At 72.3% G+C, this 14,312-nt stretch carries 14 protein-coding genes; 6 read left to right on the top strand and 8 right to left on the bottom strand.

All coding sequences use genetic code 11. The features are described 5' to 3' along the window. The first annotated feature begins 46 nt into the window (after positions 1–46). Positions 47–475 (top strand): cupin domain-containing protein, encoded by a 429-nt coding sequence (locus QQX13_RS07910; RefSeq protein ID WP_301119272.1) that lies wholly within the window; start codon positions 47–49, stop codon positions 473–475. Positions 476–500: 25 nt separating this feature from the next. Here the strand turns inward: QQX13_RS07910 and QQX13_RS07905 are convergent, their stop codons facing one another. Next, complete coding sequence (locus QQX13_RS07905; RefSeq protein ID WP_301119274.1) at positions 501–1,946, bottom strand: DHA2 family efflux MFS transporter permease subunit; 1,446 nt, start codon at positions 1,944–1,946, stop codon at positions 501–503. A gap of 101 nt (positions 1,947–2,047) precedes the next feature. Here QQX13_RS07905 and QQX13_RS07900 point away from each other — a divergent pair, with 101 nt between their 5' ends. After that, on the top strand, positions 2,048–2,659 hold the full coding sequence (locus QQX13_RS07900) for a TetR/AcrR family transcriptional regulator (protein ID WP_301119276.1): 612 nt from the start codon (positions 2,048–2,050) through the stop codon (positions 2,657–2,659). Between the two features lie 85 nt (positions 2,660–2,744). On the opposite strand, the gene QQX13_RS07895 is transcribed toward QQX13_RS07900, so the two are convergent. The 3 genes from QQX13_RS07895 to QQX13_RS07885 form a co-directional block, all read right to left on the bottom strand. Further along, the gene (locus tag QQX13_RS07895) at positions 2,745–3,671 is read right to left on the bottom strand and encodes an endonuclease domain-containing protein (RefSeq protein ID WP_301119278.1); all 927 of its coding nucleotides are present in this window, start codon (positions 3,669–3,671) and stop codon (positions 2,745–2,747) included. A 147-nt stretch (positions 3,672–3,818) separates the two neighbouring features. Then, positions 3,819–5,264 carry a sensor histidine kinase gene (locus tag QQX13_RS07890; protein ID WP_301119280.1) on the bottom strand — a complete coding sequence of 482 codons (1,446 nt, stop codon included), beginning with the start codon at positions 5,262–5,264 and terminating at the stop codon, positions 3,819–3,821. Beyond that, positions 5,261–5,944, bottom strand: coding sequence for a response regulator transcription factor (locus tag QQX13_RS07885; RefSeq protein WP_301119282.1), 684 nt, complete (start codon positions 5,942–5,944; stop codon positions 5,261–5,263). The genes QQX13_RS07890 and QQX13_RS07885 overlap by 4 nt, the downstream gene beginning before the upstream one ends. 178 nt (positions 5,945–6,122) lie before the next feature. Between QQX13_RS07885 and QQX13_RS07880 the strand changes: the two genes are divergently transcribed. The 3 genes from QQX13_RS07880 to QQX13_RS07870 are packed head-to-tail and all read left to right on the top strand — an operon-like array spanning position 6,123 to position 9,307. Then, positions 6,123–6,740, top strand: coding sequence for a DUF4956 domain-containing protein (locus QQX13_RS07880; protein ID WP_301119284.1), 618 nt, complete (start codon positions 6,123–6,125; stop codon positions 6,738–6,740). Beyond that, complete coding sequence (locus QQX13_RS07875; RefSeq protein ID WP_301119286.1) at positions 6,737–7,516, top strand: polyphosphate polymerase domain-containing protein; 780 nt, start codon at positions 6,737–6,739, stop codon at positions 7,514–7,516. Before QQX13_RS07880 ends, QQX13_RS07875 begins: the two co-directional genes overlap by 4 nt. A gap of 12 nt (positions 7,517–7,528) precedes the next feature. Beyond that, a complete protein-coding gene (locus QQX13_RS07870) occupies positions 7,529–9,307 on the top strand; it encodes a carbohydrate-binding domain-containing protein (RefSeq protein ID WP_301119288.1) in 1,779 nt (592 codons plus the stop codon). Positions 9,308–9,781: 474 nt separating this feature from the next. Here the strand turns inward: QQX13_RS07870 and QQX13_RS07865 are convergent, their stop codons facing one another. Continuing rightward, positions 9,782–10,666, bottom strand: a complete 885-nt coding sequence (locus QQX13_RS07865) for a LysR family transcriptional regulator (RefSeq protein WP_301119290.1) — start codon at positions 10,664–10,666, stop codon at positions 9,782–9,784. A 78-nt stretch (positions 10,667–10,744) separates the two neighbouring features. Here QQX13_RS07865 and QQX13_RS07860 point away from each other — a divergent pair, with 78 nt between their 5' ends. Then, complete coding sequence (locus tag QQX13_RS07860) at positions 10,745–11,782, top strand: aminotransferase class V-fold PLP-dependent enzyme (protein WP_301119292.1); 1,038 nt, start codon at positions 10,745–10,747, stop codon at positions 11,780–11,782. A gap of 130 nt (positions 11,783–11,912) precedes the next feature. On the opposite strand, the gene proC is transcribed toward QQX13_RS07860, so the two are convergent. Genes proC through QQX13_RS07845 form a run of 3 tightly spaced genes read right to left on the bottom strand, consistent with a single transcriptional unit; the run spans position 11,913 to position 14,283 of the window. Further along, complete coding sequence (proC, locus tag QQX13_RS07855; protein ID WP_301119294.1) at positions 11,913–12,755, bottom strand: pyrroline-5-carboxylate reductase; 843 nt, start codon at positions 12,753–12,755, stop codon at positions 11,913–11,915. Between the two features lie 50 nt (positions 12,756–12,805). After that, on the bottom strand, positions 12,806–13,555 hold the full coding sequence (locus QQX13_RS07850; protein WP_301119301.1) for an ABC transporter permease: 750 nt from the start codon (positions 13,553–13,555) through the stop codon (positions 12,806–12,808). Next, complete coding sequence (locus tag QQX13_RS07845) at positions 13,552–14,283, bottom strand: ABC transporter ATP-binding protein (protein ID WP_301119307.1); 732 nt, start codon at positions 14,281–14,283, stop codon at positions 13,552–13,554. Before QQX13_RS07845 ends, QQX13_RS07850 begins: the two co-directional genes overlap by 4 nt. Positions 14,284–14,312 lie beyond the last annotated feature (29 nt).

The raw sequence follows: 14,312 nt of genomic DNA, 5'->3' as shown, positions 1-14,312 counted from the left end.
GCACCCGAGTCGGGCGACGAGACAGGGGCACCGCTAGGGTCGATCCATGAGCGATTACCAGGTGCTGGAGATGGGCGGGCTCGACGAGTGGCGGGGCCACCACGGTGGCTTCCAGCCGCACACGCTGCGCGACGGGCGCCGGGTGGTCGACCACGAGCTGGCCATGCAGTACATCGGGATGACCGCCAACGCGTTCGTCCCCGGCGAGGAGGCCGGCTACTGGCACACCCACCGCGACATCGAGGAGATGTACGTCTTCCTCGCCGGCCGCGGACAGATGGGCCTGGACGATGAGGTGGTCGACGTGGGCCCCGGCACGGTGGTGCGGGTGGGCCAGGGGGTGTGGCGCACGTGGCGCTGCGTGCCCGACAGCCCGGGGCCGATGCGCTGGTTCTGCATCCGCGCGGGCGGCGGCGAGCTTCCGCACCTGCCCGACGATGCGACGCGCGACGAGGCCCGCCCCTCGCCGTGGTGACGAGGAGCGGGCCGGTCGGTCCGTGTCAGGCGGGGATGAGCGCCGGGGCCTCGGCGGGTGCGCCCGCCGCATCGTCGCGTGCCGCGACCGTCGGCTGGTCCGATCGCCTCGGCAGCAGGGTCGCCACCATGACCGTCACGGCGAGGATCGCGGCGCCGACCAGGACGGCGGTCTGCGCCGCGTCGGTGTAGCCGGTCGGGGTGAGCTCGCCGCCCGCGCCGGTGAACACGGCGGTGAGGATGGCGATGCCGAGCGCCACGCCGATCTCCCGCAGGGTGGCGTTGGTGCCCGACGCCTTCGCCTGGTCGGCCTCGCTCATGTGGGCCAGCACGGCGGTGGCGAGCGGGGCGAACACCAGCCCCATCCCGACGCCGCACAGCACGAACCCGGGCACCAGCGCGCCGTAGGCGACCGACGGGTCGAGCACCAGGCCGATCCACGCCAGGCCGACCGCCTGGGACGAGACGCCCGCGGTGACCAGCGCGCGGGTGCCGACGCGGGGGGCGATGAGGCCCGTGAGCGGGGCGACCACCAGCGGTGCCATGGTCCACGGCATCGTCATCACCCCGGCCTCCAGCGGGCTCTTGCCCTGCACCACCTGGAGGAACTGGATGAGGATGAAGACGGCCCCGAGGATGCCGATGGAGAACATCACGCCGACGACGTTCGCGACGGAGAAGGACCGGTCGCGGAACAGGCGCATCGGCAGCAGCGCATCGTCCCGTCGCCTCTCCCAGGCGACGAAGCCGGCGAGGAGGACGGAGCCGCCGACCAGGCCGGCGAGCACCTGGCCGCTGGTCCAGCCCGCCTCGTTGCCGCGGATGATGCCGAAGACCACGCCGAACACGCCGGCCATGCCGAGCCCGAGGCCCACGATGTCGAGCGGCGCCCGGGCGCCCCTGCTCTCGGTCAGGTAGGCGCGGATGAGCATCAGCGCGAGGATGCCGACAGGGACGTTCAGCCAGAACATCGCGTGCCAGCTCATCCCCTCGACGACCGCGCCGCCGACCAGCGGGCCCACGGCGACGCCCAGGCCGGCCACGCCGCCCCAGATGCCGATCGCCATGGGGCGCATCCGCTCGGACACGTTGGACGCGAGGATCGCGAGCGAGAGCGGCATGAGCGCCGCGCCGCCGATGCCCTGGAGCACCCGGGCGGCGATGAGCGCCTCGGCCGTCGGGGCGAGCGCGCAGAGGATCGAGGCGAACGTGAACAGCGCGATGCCGCCGGAGAAGACGCGGCGACGGCCGTAGCGGTCGCCGAGCGCGACCGCCATGAGGATCATGCTCGCGAAGGCGAGCGAGTACCCGTTGACGAACCACTGGAGCTGCTCGAGCGTCGCCTCCAGGTCGGTGGCGAGCACGGGCAGCGCGTTGGTCACCACGAGGTTGTCGAGGCTGGCCATGAAGGCCGGGACCGAGGCCGCCAGGATCACGAGCCCGACGGGCGCGCGGCGTGCGGTGGTGGACATGTTCCCCTCCCAGGGTCGGCGCGTACTCCCGCGCTTCGGTGAAGTAATCAATTGATTACCTCTTGGTGGCACAGTAAGTTATCGCTTGATAACATGTCAACATGGGAGCGACAGAAGGCCGTCTGAGCAGCGAGGACAGGCGCGAGCAGATCCTCGCCGCCGCCACGGCGGTGTTCGGGGAGCGCGGCTACGCCGGCGGGACCACCGACGCGATCGCGCGCGAGGCGGGCATCTCGCAGGCCTACGTGGTGCGCATGTTCGGATCGAAGGAGCAGCTGTTCCTCGAGGTCGCCCGCCGCGCCGTGGGGCGCCTCGAGGCCGAGTTCCGCGCGGTCATCTCGCAGTTCTCGGGCGAGGAGACGATGCTCGAGCGCCAGTCCGCGCTCGGGCGGGCGTACGGCGAGCTGGTCGCCGACCGCGGGATCCTGCTGTCGCTGCTGCACCTGTTCGGCCTCGGCCACGACCCGGTGTTCGGGCCCGAGGCGCGGGACTCCTTCCTCGGGGTCTACCGCCTGGTGCGCGAGGAGGCCGGCTTCTCACCCGAGGACGCCACCGACTTCTTCGCCCGCGGGATGCTCAACACCATCCTTCTCGCGATGCGCATGCCGGACCGCAAGGAGGACCCGATGGCCTTCGAGCTGCTCAGCACGAGCATGGGTCCCCAATGCGAGGCGATCCTCGCGCTGTACGAGGACGCACCGGCCCGCGCGTGAGCTGCGCCCGCGCGGATCGTCCTCCCGGCAGTTCTCCTGTGAGGAGATGAGGGTACGAATCGGCGCGATTCGTACCCTCATCTCCTCACAGGGCCCGGGTCAGGCGGGCCGCGAGCACCTGCACAAGCCGATCGCGGCACCAGTCGGGCCTCCGGACCAGGTCGTCCCATCCGAATCGGACGGTGAGGTAGCCCGCCGCGGCAAGGTCGGTGGACCGCTCGCGGTCACGCTGCTGCGCCGCGCGCGACGAGTGATAGCGATGCCCGTCGAGCTCGACCACCAGCCGCGCCGCGCGGTGGAGCATGTCGGCCTGCACCCGCCGGCCGCGGAGGCACAGCTCTGCTTGCCACTCGAAGGCGGCGAAGCGCGGGTCGGCGAACGTCTCGTAGCGGGCTCGCACCTCGAGCGGCGTGGTGGCTCCCGCCTCGAACCATCCCAGGACGCGCTGGAGCTCGTGGCGCGCAGGCACGCGTGGCGTGCGCGCAAGCTCTCTCCGCACCTGCTGCCAGGTGCAGATCCGGGACCACAAGGCCTGGTAGAGCACCTCTCGGCGGCCCGATGGTGGGGCGGTGCTCCACGCATCGATGACCGCGCGCTCAGTGGTGACCGTGGTGACGCCTCGCGCGCTCATCGTGACCCGGCCCAGCGCCCCCTGTCGGAGTCGCACCCATGCCGGAACCCGGTGGTGCTGTCCCGACAGCACCGCGTAGTCCGCAACAGGCGGATTCGGTAGCGGTACCGCATGCAGGTGGAGTGCCAGCGCCCCGGTCACGGCGCCCCCGGGCTGCCACAGGTTGAGGGCCTCGCCGCGCACCACGGGGTCGTCGCGGTGGGTCGCCGCGCAGTACACACCGGGGAGGATGCGTGTGACTACCCCGCTCATGACGCCGTTCTCGAGTCGGCGCCGTGACCACGCGCGCACCAGCTCTGCGCGGGTGAAGGCGTGAGCGTGAGCGACGAGGAACTCGTCGAGCCGGCCGGTGGGCGCAGGCACGCCGGGAAGGAGGCGCATCCCACCATGAGACCGTCCCGAGCGAGATCACCGGCGGTGGCAACTGCATCTGTGGACAGCTGTGCTCCCTGTGAGGAGTTGAGGGTACGAATGTGCACGATTCGTACCCTCAACTCCTCACAGGGGCAGAGGAGGTGGGAGCCGCGGTCAGTCGGAGGCCGGGGCGGCCTCGATCTCGGAGGTCCGCACCGGCGGCTCGTAGGTGCCGAGCGGCATCCGGATGGTCACCGTGGTGCCCTCGCCCTCGACCGACTCCACCGCGAGGGTGCCGCCGTGGGCGTCCACGATCGCCGAGGTGATCGCGAGCCCCAGGCCGGAGCCACCGGTCGAGCGGGCGCGGGAGCCGTCGCCGCGCACGAAGCGCTCGGTCGCGCGGGCGGCCATCTCCGGCGTCATGCCCGGGCCGTCGTCGATGACCTGCACCACGCCGTCGTCGCCGTCGACCCGCACCCGCACCGTGATCGCCGAGCCGCCATGGACGGCGGCGTTGGTGACCAGGTTGATCACGGCCTGCCGCAACTTGTCCGCGTCGCCCACCACGGGCACCGCGACCGGGGCGTCGACGGTGAACGAGACGCCCTCGCGTGCGGCCCGGGCGTCGCCCACGACCTCGGCGCCGAGCGTCGCGAGGTCGACCGTGACGAGCATCAGCTGGGGCTCGGCGTCGAAGCGTGCGAGCTCGAGCATGTCCTCGACCAGGCGTCGCATCCGCGAGGCCTCCGCCTCCGTGCGACCCCAGGCGTCCGCGACGTCCTCGTCCTGGCGCAGCGCGCCGCGGCGGTACAGCTCGGCGTACCCGAGCACGGTGGTCAGCGGCGTCCGCAGCTCGTGGGAGGCGTCGGCCACGAACTCCCGCAGCCGCGCCTCGGACCGCTCGCGCTCGTCGAGCGCGTCGGTGAGGGTGCCGATCATGGTGTTGAGCGACTGCGCGAGCTCCGCGCTCTCCGACCCGTGGCCCACGCCCTCGAGGCGCACGTCGAGGTCACCGTCCGCGATCCTCGCGCTCGCGTCGACCATCCGGCGCATGGGAGAGATGCCGAGCCGGATGACCCACCAGCCGACCACGCTGAGCCCGATGAGCGTCGCCCCGATGCTGATGGCCTCGATCACGATCAGCTGCTGCGTGGTCGACTCGACGGAGTCGAGGGGCAGCGCGGTGAGGTCGGTGCCGAGGGCGGACACGCGCGCGTAGACGCGCCACTCGCCCTCGCCGTCGGACGACGGCACCGTGAAGTACGCGTCCCCGGTCTCGGGGAGGTCGTCGAGGGTCAGCACGGGCGAGGCGTCGGTGCTGCCGATCGTGTTGGGTGCGACGATCCCGCCGAGCTCGCCGGAGGAGAGCAGGAAGGCGCGCCAGGCGTCGGAGGGGCGCGCGTACTCGCGCCGGAGGTCGTTCGGGTCGACCAGCTCCGGGTCCTGATCGCTCTCCCGCAGCGGGATGGCGAACGAGTCGAGCCGCTCGTCTAGCTGGACCACCAGGTGCGAATGGGTGACCGCCGTCACGGCGATCGCGGCGGCGACCGCGACGGCGGCGATCGAGCCCAGGCCGATCAGGACGCGGGCCCGCAGGGACAGGCTGCCGCGACGGGTCACGGCAGCCTCAGCGTGTACCCCACACCGCGGATGGTCTGGATGAGCTTGGGGTCGTTCGCGTCGACCTTGCGTCGCACGTACCCGATGTACGTCTCCACCACGCCCGGGTCGTCGTCGCGCGAGTAGCCCCACACGTTCTCGAGCAGCTGGCCGCGGGACAGGACACGGCCCGTGTTCTGCATGAGGTACTTGAGCAGGTTGTACTCGGTCGGGGAGAGCTGGATGTCGACGCCGGCGCGGGTGACGCGGTGCGCGACGTCGTCGAGCTCCAGGTCGTCCACCCGGTAGACGTCGGCGGCGGACGGCTCGCGGTCGACACGACGGGACACGGCCTCCACCCGGGCGACCAGCTCGTCCAGGTTGAACGGCTTCTGGAGGTAGTCGTCCGCGCCGATCGTGAGGCCCTCGACCTTGTCCTTCGAGCTGTCGCGCGCGGTGAGGAAGATGATCGGGGTCCGGTCGCCGGACTCGCGCAGGCGACGGCACACGGCGAAGCCGTCGAGGCCGGGCATCATCACATCGAGGATGATCAGGTCGGGGCGGGTCTCGCGCGCAGCCTTGAGCCCCTCCTGGCCGTCGGCGGCCTGGGAGACGTCGTAGCCCTCGTAGCGGAGGGCGGCGCAGAGCATGGTGCGGAGGTTGTCCTCGTCATCGACCACGAGGATGCGGCGTTCAGGCATGCATCGATTATGTCGCGGGACTCTCAGGATTGGCTGGGAGCGCGCTGGGGGAGCGCCCGGAGCACACTCCCGGTCGATTCTCCCGGCCGTCCCAGCGTTCTCCCAGGCGCCGTCGGTTGACTACCGGTGAACGTCGGCTCCCGACCCGAACCCCGGGAGCCTCACCCGAGAGGAAGCCATGCCCGTCTACGCCTTCATCGCCGCTGACCTGATCGCCATCGCCGTGATGGTCTTCGGCCTGTACTTCCCGCGGCACCGCCGCCGCGACATGATCGTCGCGTTCCTGTCCATCAACGTGGGCGTCATGGGCGTCACGTACGCGATGACCAACGCGGACATCTCGCTCGGATTCGGACTCGGCATCTTCGCGGTGCTCTCCATCATCCGCCTCCGCTCGACCGAGATGGACCACGCGGAGATCGCGTACTACTTCACGGCGATCGCGCTGGGCCTCCTCGGAGGGTTCCCGGCGATCAGCCCCACCATCAGCTTCACGCTCATGGCCGTCCTGCTCGCCGTGATCGCCGTCGGCGACCACCCCGCCCTGTTCCGACGCACCCGCCAGCAGCTCATGATGCTCGACCAGGCCTTCACCGACGAGGGGGAGCTCACGCAGCACCTCGCCGTCACGCTCGGCGCCGACATCCAGCGCATCAACGTCCGCAAGGTCGACCTGGTCAACGAGTCCACCCTGGTGGACGTCCGCTACACCCTCCTGGCGGCCGCGGACCCTACGCCGCTCGACGACCGCTTCGCCGCGGTCGTCACCGCCCCTGAGGTCGAGGTCCGTCGATGACCAGGGGCTGGACCTCGCGGCTCGGCACCCTGCCGGCCGTGAGCCTCGAGCAGATCGACTCCGAGGCGGGCCTGCAGACCCGCGTGGACCGCAAGTACATCGTCGACCCCGAGACCTGGTCGCAGGTGCTCGGCAGCCTCGACGGGGTCCGCGTCCTCGAGATCGACGGCGCCCGGATCTTCCGCTACTCGTCGGTCTACTACGACACCCCGGAGCTGCACTCGTACACCGCGGCCGCCCGCAAGCGGCCGTCCCGCTACAAGGTCCGCACCCGCGAGTACCTGGACACGGGCTCCCGCGCGATCGAGGTCAAGCTCCGGTCGGGCAAGGGCGAGACGGTCAAGCACCGCGCGTGGCTGCAGGACGATGCGGTGGCCGAGGGGCCGCTCGCGGGCGAGGCGCGCGCGTTCGTCGCCTCGTTCCCCTCCGTGGCGTCGGCGGTCGATCATCTCGAGCCAGTGCTGCGCACGTCGTACGAGCGGGCCACGCTGCTCACCCCGGACGGCCGCATCACGATCGATCGCGCCGTCACCGGAACCGCGGTCGACGGCCAGGCCGTCGACTTCGGCGACCGGCTGATCGTCGAGACCAAGTCCGCCCTGCGGGCCGGCGCGGTCGACCGGGCGCTGTGGGCGCGCGGCATCCGCCCGAGCCGCGTCTCCAAGTACTGCACCACCCTCGCGGCGCTGCGCCCCGAGCTGCCCGCCAACCGGTGGGCCCGCACGCTCCGCCGCCACCTCCCGACTCTCGACCCGGCGATCGCCGCCGGCAGCTGAAAGGCATCCCCCATGCGCAAGCCCACCATGATCTTCGCCGGCCTCACCGTCGCCGGTGCGCTGGCCCTCGCGGGCTGCAGCACCACCGCCGACACCTCGACCGGCACCTCCGACACGACCACCACGACCACGGAGACCACGTCGACCACCCTGTCCGCGACCGACGTCACCGAGCGCACCTACGAGCAGCTCGGGGTCAAGGACGTCGAGATCCCGTTCGACGAGGCCTCCGCGATCGACATCACCCTGTCCGACTCGGGCTCGACCGGCGGCGACGGCGTGACGGTCGACGGATCCACCGTCACCATCACCGAGGGCGGCACGTACCGCCTCACCGGCACCCTGTCCGCCGGGCAGGTGATCGTCGACACCGACGACGAGGACGTGAACATCATCCTCGACGGCGTCTCCATCACCTCCGACGACACCGCGGCGCTCGACATCGAGAACGCCGACGAGGTGGTCGTCTGGCTCGCAGAGGGCTCCACGAACTCCCTGGCCGACGCCGCCGACGCGACCGCCTCCACCGACGACTCCGAGACCGACGTGCCGAACGCCACGCTGTACTCGACCGCCGACCTGTGGATCGCCGGCACCGGCTCGCTCGACGTCACCGCCGTCGCCAACGACGGCATCGCGTCCAAGGACGGCCTCGTGATCGAGGACGGCACCATCACGGTGACCGCGGCGGACGACGGCATCCGCGGCAAGGACTACCTGGTCATCGAGGGCGGCGACATCACGGTCGACGCCGACGGCGACGGGCTCAAGGTCACCAACGAGGACGTGGTCGACGACAACGGCGACGCCGTGGGCGTCCTGTGGATGTCCGGCGGCACCGTCGACATCACGTCGGGGTCCGACGGCATCGACGTGGTCTACCAGGCGACCATCGCGGGCGGCGAGCTCACCATCGCCGCCGGCGACGACGGCATCCACTCCGACGGGATCCTCGCGATCTCCGACGGCACGGTCGACGTGACCACCTCCTACGAGGGCCTCGAGGGTATGCAGATCCTGCTGTCCGGCGGCACCGGCACCATCGTCTCGAGCGACGACGGCTTCAACGCGACCGACGGCTCCGGCTCGAGCGGCACCGAGATGGGCGGCGGTCAGATGCCCGGTGGCGGCACGCGTCCCGGCCGCGACTCCTCCTCGACCGACACCTCGAGCACCTCCTCGACCACCACCGGCGACTCCACGGCGGTCACCACCGCGGCCTACACGACCACGTCGACCACCACCGACGGCGCCACCGACGCGACCACCGTCGCGGGCGGCATGGGCGAGACCGCGTCCGAGGGCGTCTACCTCGAGATCAGCGGCGGCACCTGGGTGATCGACGCCGAGGGCGACGGCCTCGACTCGAACGGCACCGCGGTCATGACCGGTGGCACGGTCGTGGTCAACGGCCCGGCGAGCAGCGGCAACGGCGCGCTCGACGTCAACGGCTCGTTCACGGTCTCCGGCGGCACGCTGGCCGCCTCGGGGTCGAGCGGCATGCTGGTCGCGCCCACCTCCGACGGTCAAGGCGTGCTCACCATCGCGTTCTCGTCGCAGGTCGCCGCCGGCACCGTGCTCACGGTGACCGACACCGACGGGAACGTCATCGCCTCCTTCACGTCGGAGAAGACCGCCCAGTCGCTGGTGCTGTCCTCTCCCGAGATCGTGAGCGGCGAGACCTACACGGTGACCGCCGACGCGACCGTCACGGGCACCTCCGTCGGCGGCCTCGTGGTCGACGGAACGGCGACCGGCGGCACCGAGCTCGGCGACCTCACCGCCGACTGACGCGCCCCGGGCGCGACCTCAGCCCGACGCCCCCTCCCGCCGGACCGCGGGAGGGGGCGTTCGTGCGCGCGGCGGTCCCGCATCGTCCCGCTCCCCGGCAACTCCCCTCCGGCTCTCAGCGCCCTCCCAGGGACGCGGCGTTGTATAGGAGTCGAGGCCCCCACCCCCTCGGGGGACCTCACCAGACGGAAGGAGCAGCCATGCTGGTCGCGGCCCGTCCCCGGATCCCCGGGGCGTTCTCCGCCTCCTTGAACGCCGCGGCCGCGGCGGACCTGGCCTCGCTCGACTGCTCCGTCCTCCCGGGAAGGTTGGTCCCGGGGGGACATCCGTCGCTGTCTCACGCGGTCGTCGGCCCTGCCACCGACGACCGTCACCGCATCGCGGTGCGGCGCTAGCCGCACCGCCTCCTTCCAGGACACGAGGCCCCCGGGGACTGCCACCCCGGGGGCCTCGAGCCGTGTCCGGGCCCGGGGCTCAGGCGAGCGAGCCTCCCGTCAGCAGCTCGGCGAAGGCCGCCGCGGCGGGCGCGGGCTCCGCCGGCATCGCGACGAAGATGTCGCGGTAGGTGGGCGGCTGGGTCGGGATCGCGACGATGCCGGGGATGGCCGGGCTGGCGTCGAGCGCCATGCGGGGGAGGAGTGCGACGCCGAGCTCCTCCGCGATCAGTCGCTGCGCCGCCACGTAGTCCTCTGTCAGGAACGCGATGTTGGGCGCGAACCCGGCGTCGGCGGCGTGCGCGACCAGGTGGGTACGGCAGCGGACGCAGCCCGAGATCCAGCGCTCGTCCGCGAGGCTGCCCAGGTCGATGCGGTCCCGCCCGGCGAGCGGGTGGGAGGCCGGCAGGATCGCGAGGTACTCGTCGCGCTCGAGCTCGACCAGCGGCAGGTCCTCCGGGGCCGGGGTCGCGGAGTCCGAGAAGCTGATGGCCAGGTCGGCCTCTCCGGCCCGCAGCATGGCCAGCGCATCGTCCGTCTCCTTCTCCTCGAACCCCACCTCGACGCCGGGGTAGGTGCGCGCGAACATCGCGAGGGGCCGGGGCAGCACGGTCGCCGCGAACGACGTGAAGGTGGCGATACGCAACCGCCCCACCTGGAGCCCCGAGTGGCGGTGGAGGCAGCGCTCGGCGTCCTCGAGGCTCGCCGCGATCGAGTCGGCGTGCCGCAGCAGGGCCTCCCCGGTCGGGGTGAGCCGGGTGACGCGGCCGGACCTCATGGTGAGCGGCACGCCGGCGCGACGCTCGAGCGCCCGGAGGTGGTGGGCGACGGTGGGCTCGGAGAGGGTGAGCGCGCGGGCGGCGGCGGCCTTCGAGCCGTGGCGCGCGACCTCGCGCAGGATGAGGAGACGCTCGACATCGATCATGAGACCATCATCTCATCGAGGTCTGGGTGCCGACAGCGGCATCTTGTCTGGTTCACCGGCGCGCCTGACCATGGATCCATGCTGGAGATCGCGCCCCTGTTCCCCCGAGTCCCGGGCTACCTCGACACCGCCACGTACGGGCTGCCGGCGCACGCCACCATCCGTGCGCTGCACGAGGCCACCGACGCGTGGGCGGTCGGCGCGCTCGACCCCGTGGCGCTCGACGCCGCGGTCGACCGCATGCGCGCGGCCTACGCGAGCCTGGTGGGGGCCGAGGCGGCCGACGTCACCCTCGCCGGGTCGACCTCGCAGGTGGTCGGGATGGTGGCCGCCTCGCTGCCCGACGGCGCCCGGGTGCTGGTCGCGCGCGGCGACTTCGCCTCCGTTCGCATGCCCTTCGAGGCCGACCCCCGGCTCCGCGTGATCGAGGTGCCGCTCGCACGGCTGGTCGACGAGGTGCGCCCGGGGGTCGACCTGGTCGCCGTGAGCGCGGTCCAGTCCGCGGACGGCACGGTCGTGGATCTTGGCGCGCTCGCGCTCGCCGCCCGCGTCGCCGGCGCGCGCACCCTGGTCGACGCGAGCCACGCCGCCGGATGGATGGACATCCGGGCGCGCGAGTTCGACGTGGTGGTCGCCAGCGCCTACAAGTGGCTCGGGGCGCCGCGCGGGATCGCGTTGGCGGCCGTGCACCCGGCCGCGACCTGGATCCGCCCCGTCGTGGCGAGCTGGTACGGGGCGGACGTGCCGTGGGACGCGCTGTACGGGTCGGCGGCCGACCTGAGCGCCGGGGCGCGGCGCCTCGACACCTCGCCCGCGTGGCAGACGGCGGAGGCAGGCGCGGTGGCGCTCGAGATCCTGGCCGCCCAGGGCGCGCCGGCGATCCGCGAGCACGCCGTGGGCCTCGCGAACCTGTTCCGCGCGGAGGCGGGCCTCGCGCCCGGGGCGTCGCCGATCGTCGCGGTCGACCTGCCGCGCGCCGACGCGCTGGCCGCGGCCGGCATCCGGGCCGCGACCCGCAACGGGCGCGCCCGCCTGGCGTTCTGGGTGCACAGCACCGAGGACGATGCGCTCAACGCGGCCCGCGCGATCCGCGCCGGGGTGCCGGCCGGGGTCTGAGGGGCGCGACGCATCGTCCCGGCCCTCACCCGGCACCGCCCTCGCCCTCGAAATGGACGATCGGTGCCCGAAACGAGCCGGAATCGAGCCCCCCGCGTCCATCTCGCGGGTGTTGGTGGGGGTGGCGAGATCAGCCCGCGAGCTGCTGGCCCAGCTCCTTCGACCGGTGCACGGCGGCGTTCATGCCGGCCGAGATCACGCCCTGGAGACCCGCGTTCTCCATGGCGGCGAGCGCGGCGAGCGTGGTGCCGCCCGGCGAGCTCACGCGACGCCGGAGCTCGCCCGGGGTCTCCCCGGACTCCGCGAGCAGGCGGGCCGCGCCGATGAACGTCTGCTGCGCGAGCAGGGTCGCCGTCTCACGCTCGAGGCCCTGCATCACGCCGGCCTCCACGACGGCCTCGACCACCGCGTAGAAGTAGGCCGGCGAGGACCCGGCGGTGGCGCCGACCGCATCGATCAGCTCCTCGTCGACCCGCACGACCACACCGGTGGACCGCAGCATGGTCTCGGCGAGCAGCAGGTGCTGCTCGGTCGCGTGCGCGCCCGCGGAGATCGAGGTCGCGCCGGCGCCGACGAGCGCGGGCGTGTTCGGCATGGCGCGCACCACCGCGGTGCCGGCGGGCAGCCGTGACTCGTAGAACGAGGACGGCAGCGCGGCCGCGACGGTGAACACGAGCGCGCCGGGCGCGACCGCGTCGCCCACGGCGTCGAGCAGGTCGCCCATCTGCTGCGGCTTGACGGCGAGGATCACGAGTCCGGCCCCCGCGAGCGCGGCGCGCGGGTCGGCCTCGGCGGTGATCTGGTACTCGGCGGCGAGAGCGGCGCTGCGCTCCGCGGTGCGGTTGACCACGGTGATCGACTCGCCGGGCCATCCGGCGACGCGCAGCGCGGCGATCATGGTGCCGCCCATCACGCCGCCGCCGATCACGGCGACGCGGGGCAGGTCGGACGGGGACAGGGCTTCGGTGCTCATGCCCTCCAACCTATCGCGGGAGGGATCGCCGGTTCAGGTCGGGGAGGCGCTCACTCGGTGCGGCGGCGGAGCGTCAGGACGCCGAGCAGCAGCGAGCCGACGATGAAGGCGAGCAGGATCCCGACCTCGGGCCAGATGTCGCCGGTGTCGCCCGCGACCAGGTCGTTGATCGCGTCGATCGAGTAGCTCATCGGCAGCGCGTTCGAGATGATCTCGAGAGCCCGCGGCATCGCCTCGCGCGGCATGAAGAGCCCCGCGATGAGCAGCTGCGGCAGGATCACGGCGGGCATCATCTGCACCGCTTGGAACTCGGTGCGCGCGAGCGACGAGGCGGCGAGCCCCAGCGCCGTGCCGAGCAGCGCGTCGAGGACGATCACGAGCACCAGCGCGGGCGTCGATCCCTGGATGTCGAGCTGGAGCGCGTACACGCTGAACAGGACCAGCAGGGTCCCCTGGATCACGGCGACGATGCCGAAGGCCACCGCGTAGCCCATCACCACGTCGCCTCGGCGCAGCGGCGAGGCCATGAGCCGCTCCATGGTCCCGGAGGTGCGCTCGCGCAGGGTCGACACCGACGTGATGATGAACATCAGGATCATGGGGAAGAGGCCCATGATCTTCGCGCCCAGCGGGTCGAACAGAGGCTGGCCGGTGGCGGGATCCGGGGTGTCGCCGAACATCCACCACAGCAGGGTGAGCAGGATGATCGGCACGAACATGAGCAGCCCGATGGTGCGCTTGTCGCGCCGGAACTGCTGGAGGATGCGCCTCGCGGTGGTCGCGGTGAGCCGGGGGTTCATGCCGCGCTCCTTCCCGCGAGCGTGAGGAACGCCCGCTCGGCGTCCTCGGCCCCGGTCTCGGCGAGGATCTCCGCGAGCGTGCCGTCGGCGAGCACGCGGCCGTCGCGGATGAAGACCAGCCGGTCGCACCGGACGGCCTCGTCCATCACGTGGCTCGAGACGACGATGGTGGTGCCGGCCTCCGCGAAGCGCCGGAACAGCGCCCACAGGTCGTTGCGGATCGCGGGGTCGAGGCCCACCGTCGGCTCGTCGAGGATCAGCACCTCGGGGTGCCCGACCAGGGCGGCCGCGAGCGATGCCCGGGTGAGCTGCCCGCCCGAGAGGGTGCCGGCCAGCTGGTCGGTCTGGTCCGCGAGGCCGACCGCGTTGATGGTGTGGGGCACCGTGTCCGCGGCCGCTCCCACCAGCGACGCGAAGTACGCCACGTTCTCGCGTACCGTGAGGTCGAGGTAGATGGAGGGCGCCTGGGTCACGTATCCCACCCGCGCGCGGATCGGGGGCGACCCGGCCTCGTGGCCGAGCACCGTGACCGTGCCTCCGGCGATGATCTGCGCGCCGACGATGGCCCGGATCAGCGTGGACTTCCCGGCGCCCGAGGGGCCGAGGAGCCCCACGACGGCGCCGCGCGGCACGGCGAGGGAGAGGTCGGGGAGGATCTCCTTGCCGCCGCGGACCACGCGGAGGCTGGACACGTCGATGGCGGGAGGTTCCGCCGGTGAATTCTCCATGTGATGAATACTCCTCTCCGTCGAGGACC

Origin of the sequence: Demequina lignilytica, assembly GCF_030418375.1 — a bacterium.
GTDB lineage: Bacteria > Actinomycetota > Actinomycetes > Actinomycetales > Demequinaceae > Demequina > Demequina lignilytica.
Note: the sequence above shows the minus strand (reverse complement) of the source record. Positions and strands in the feature narration are given on the sequence as shown.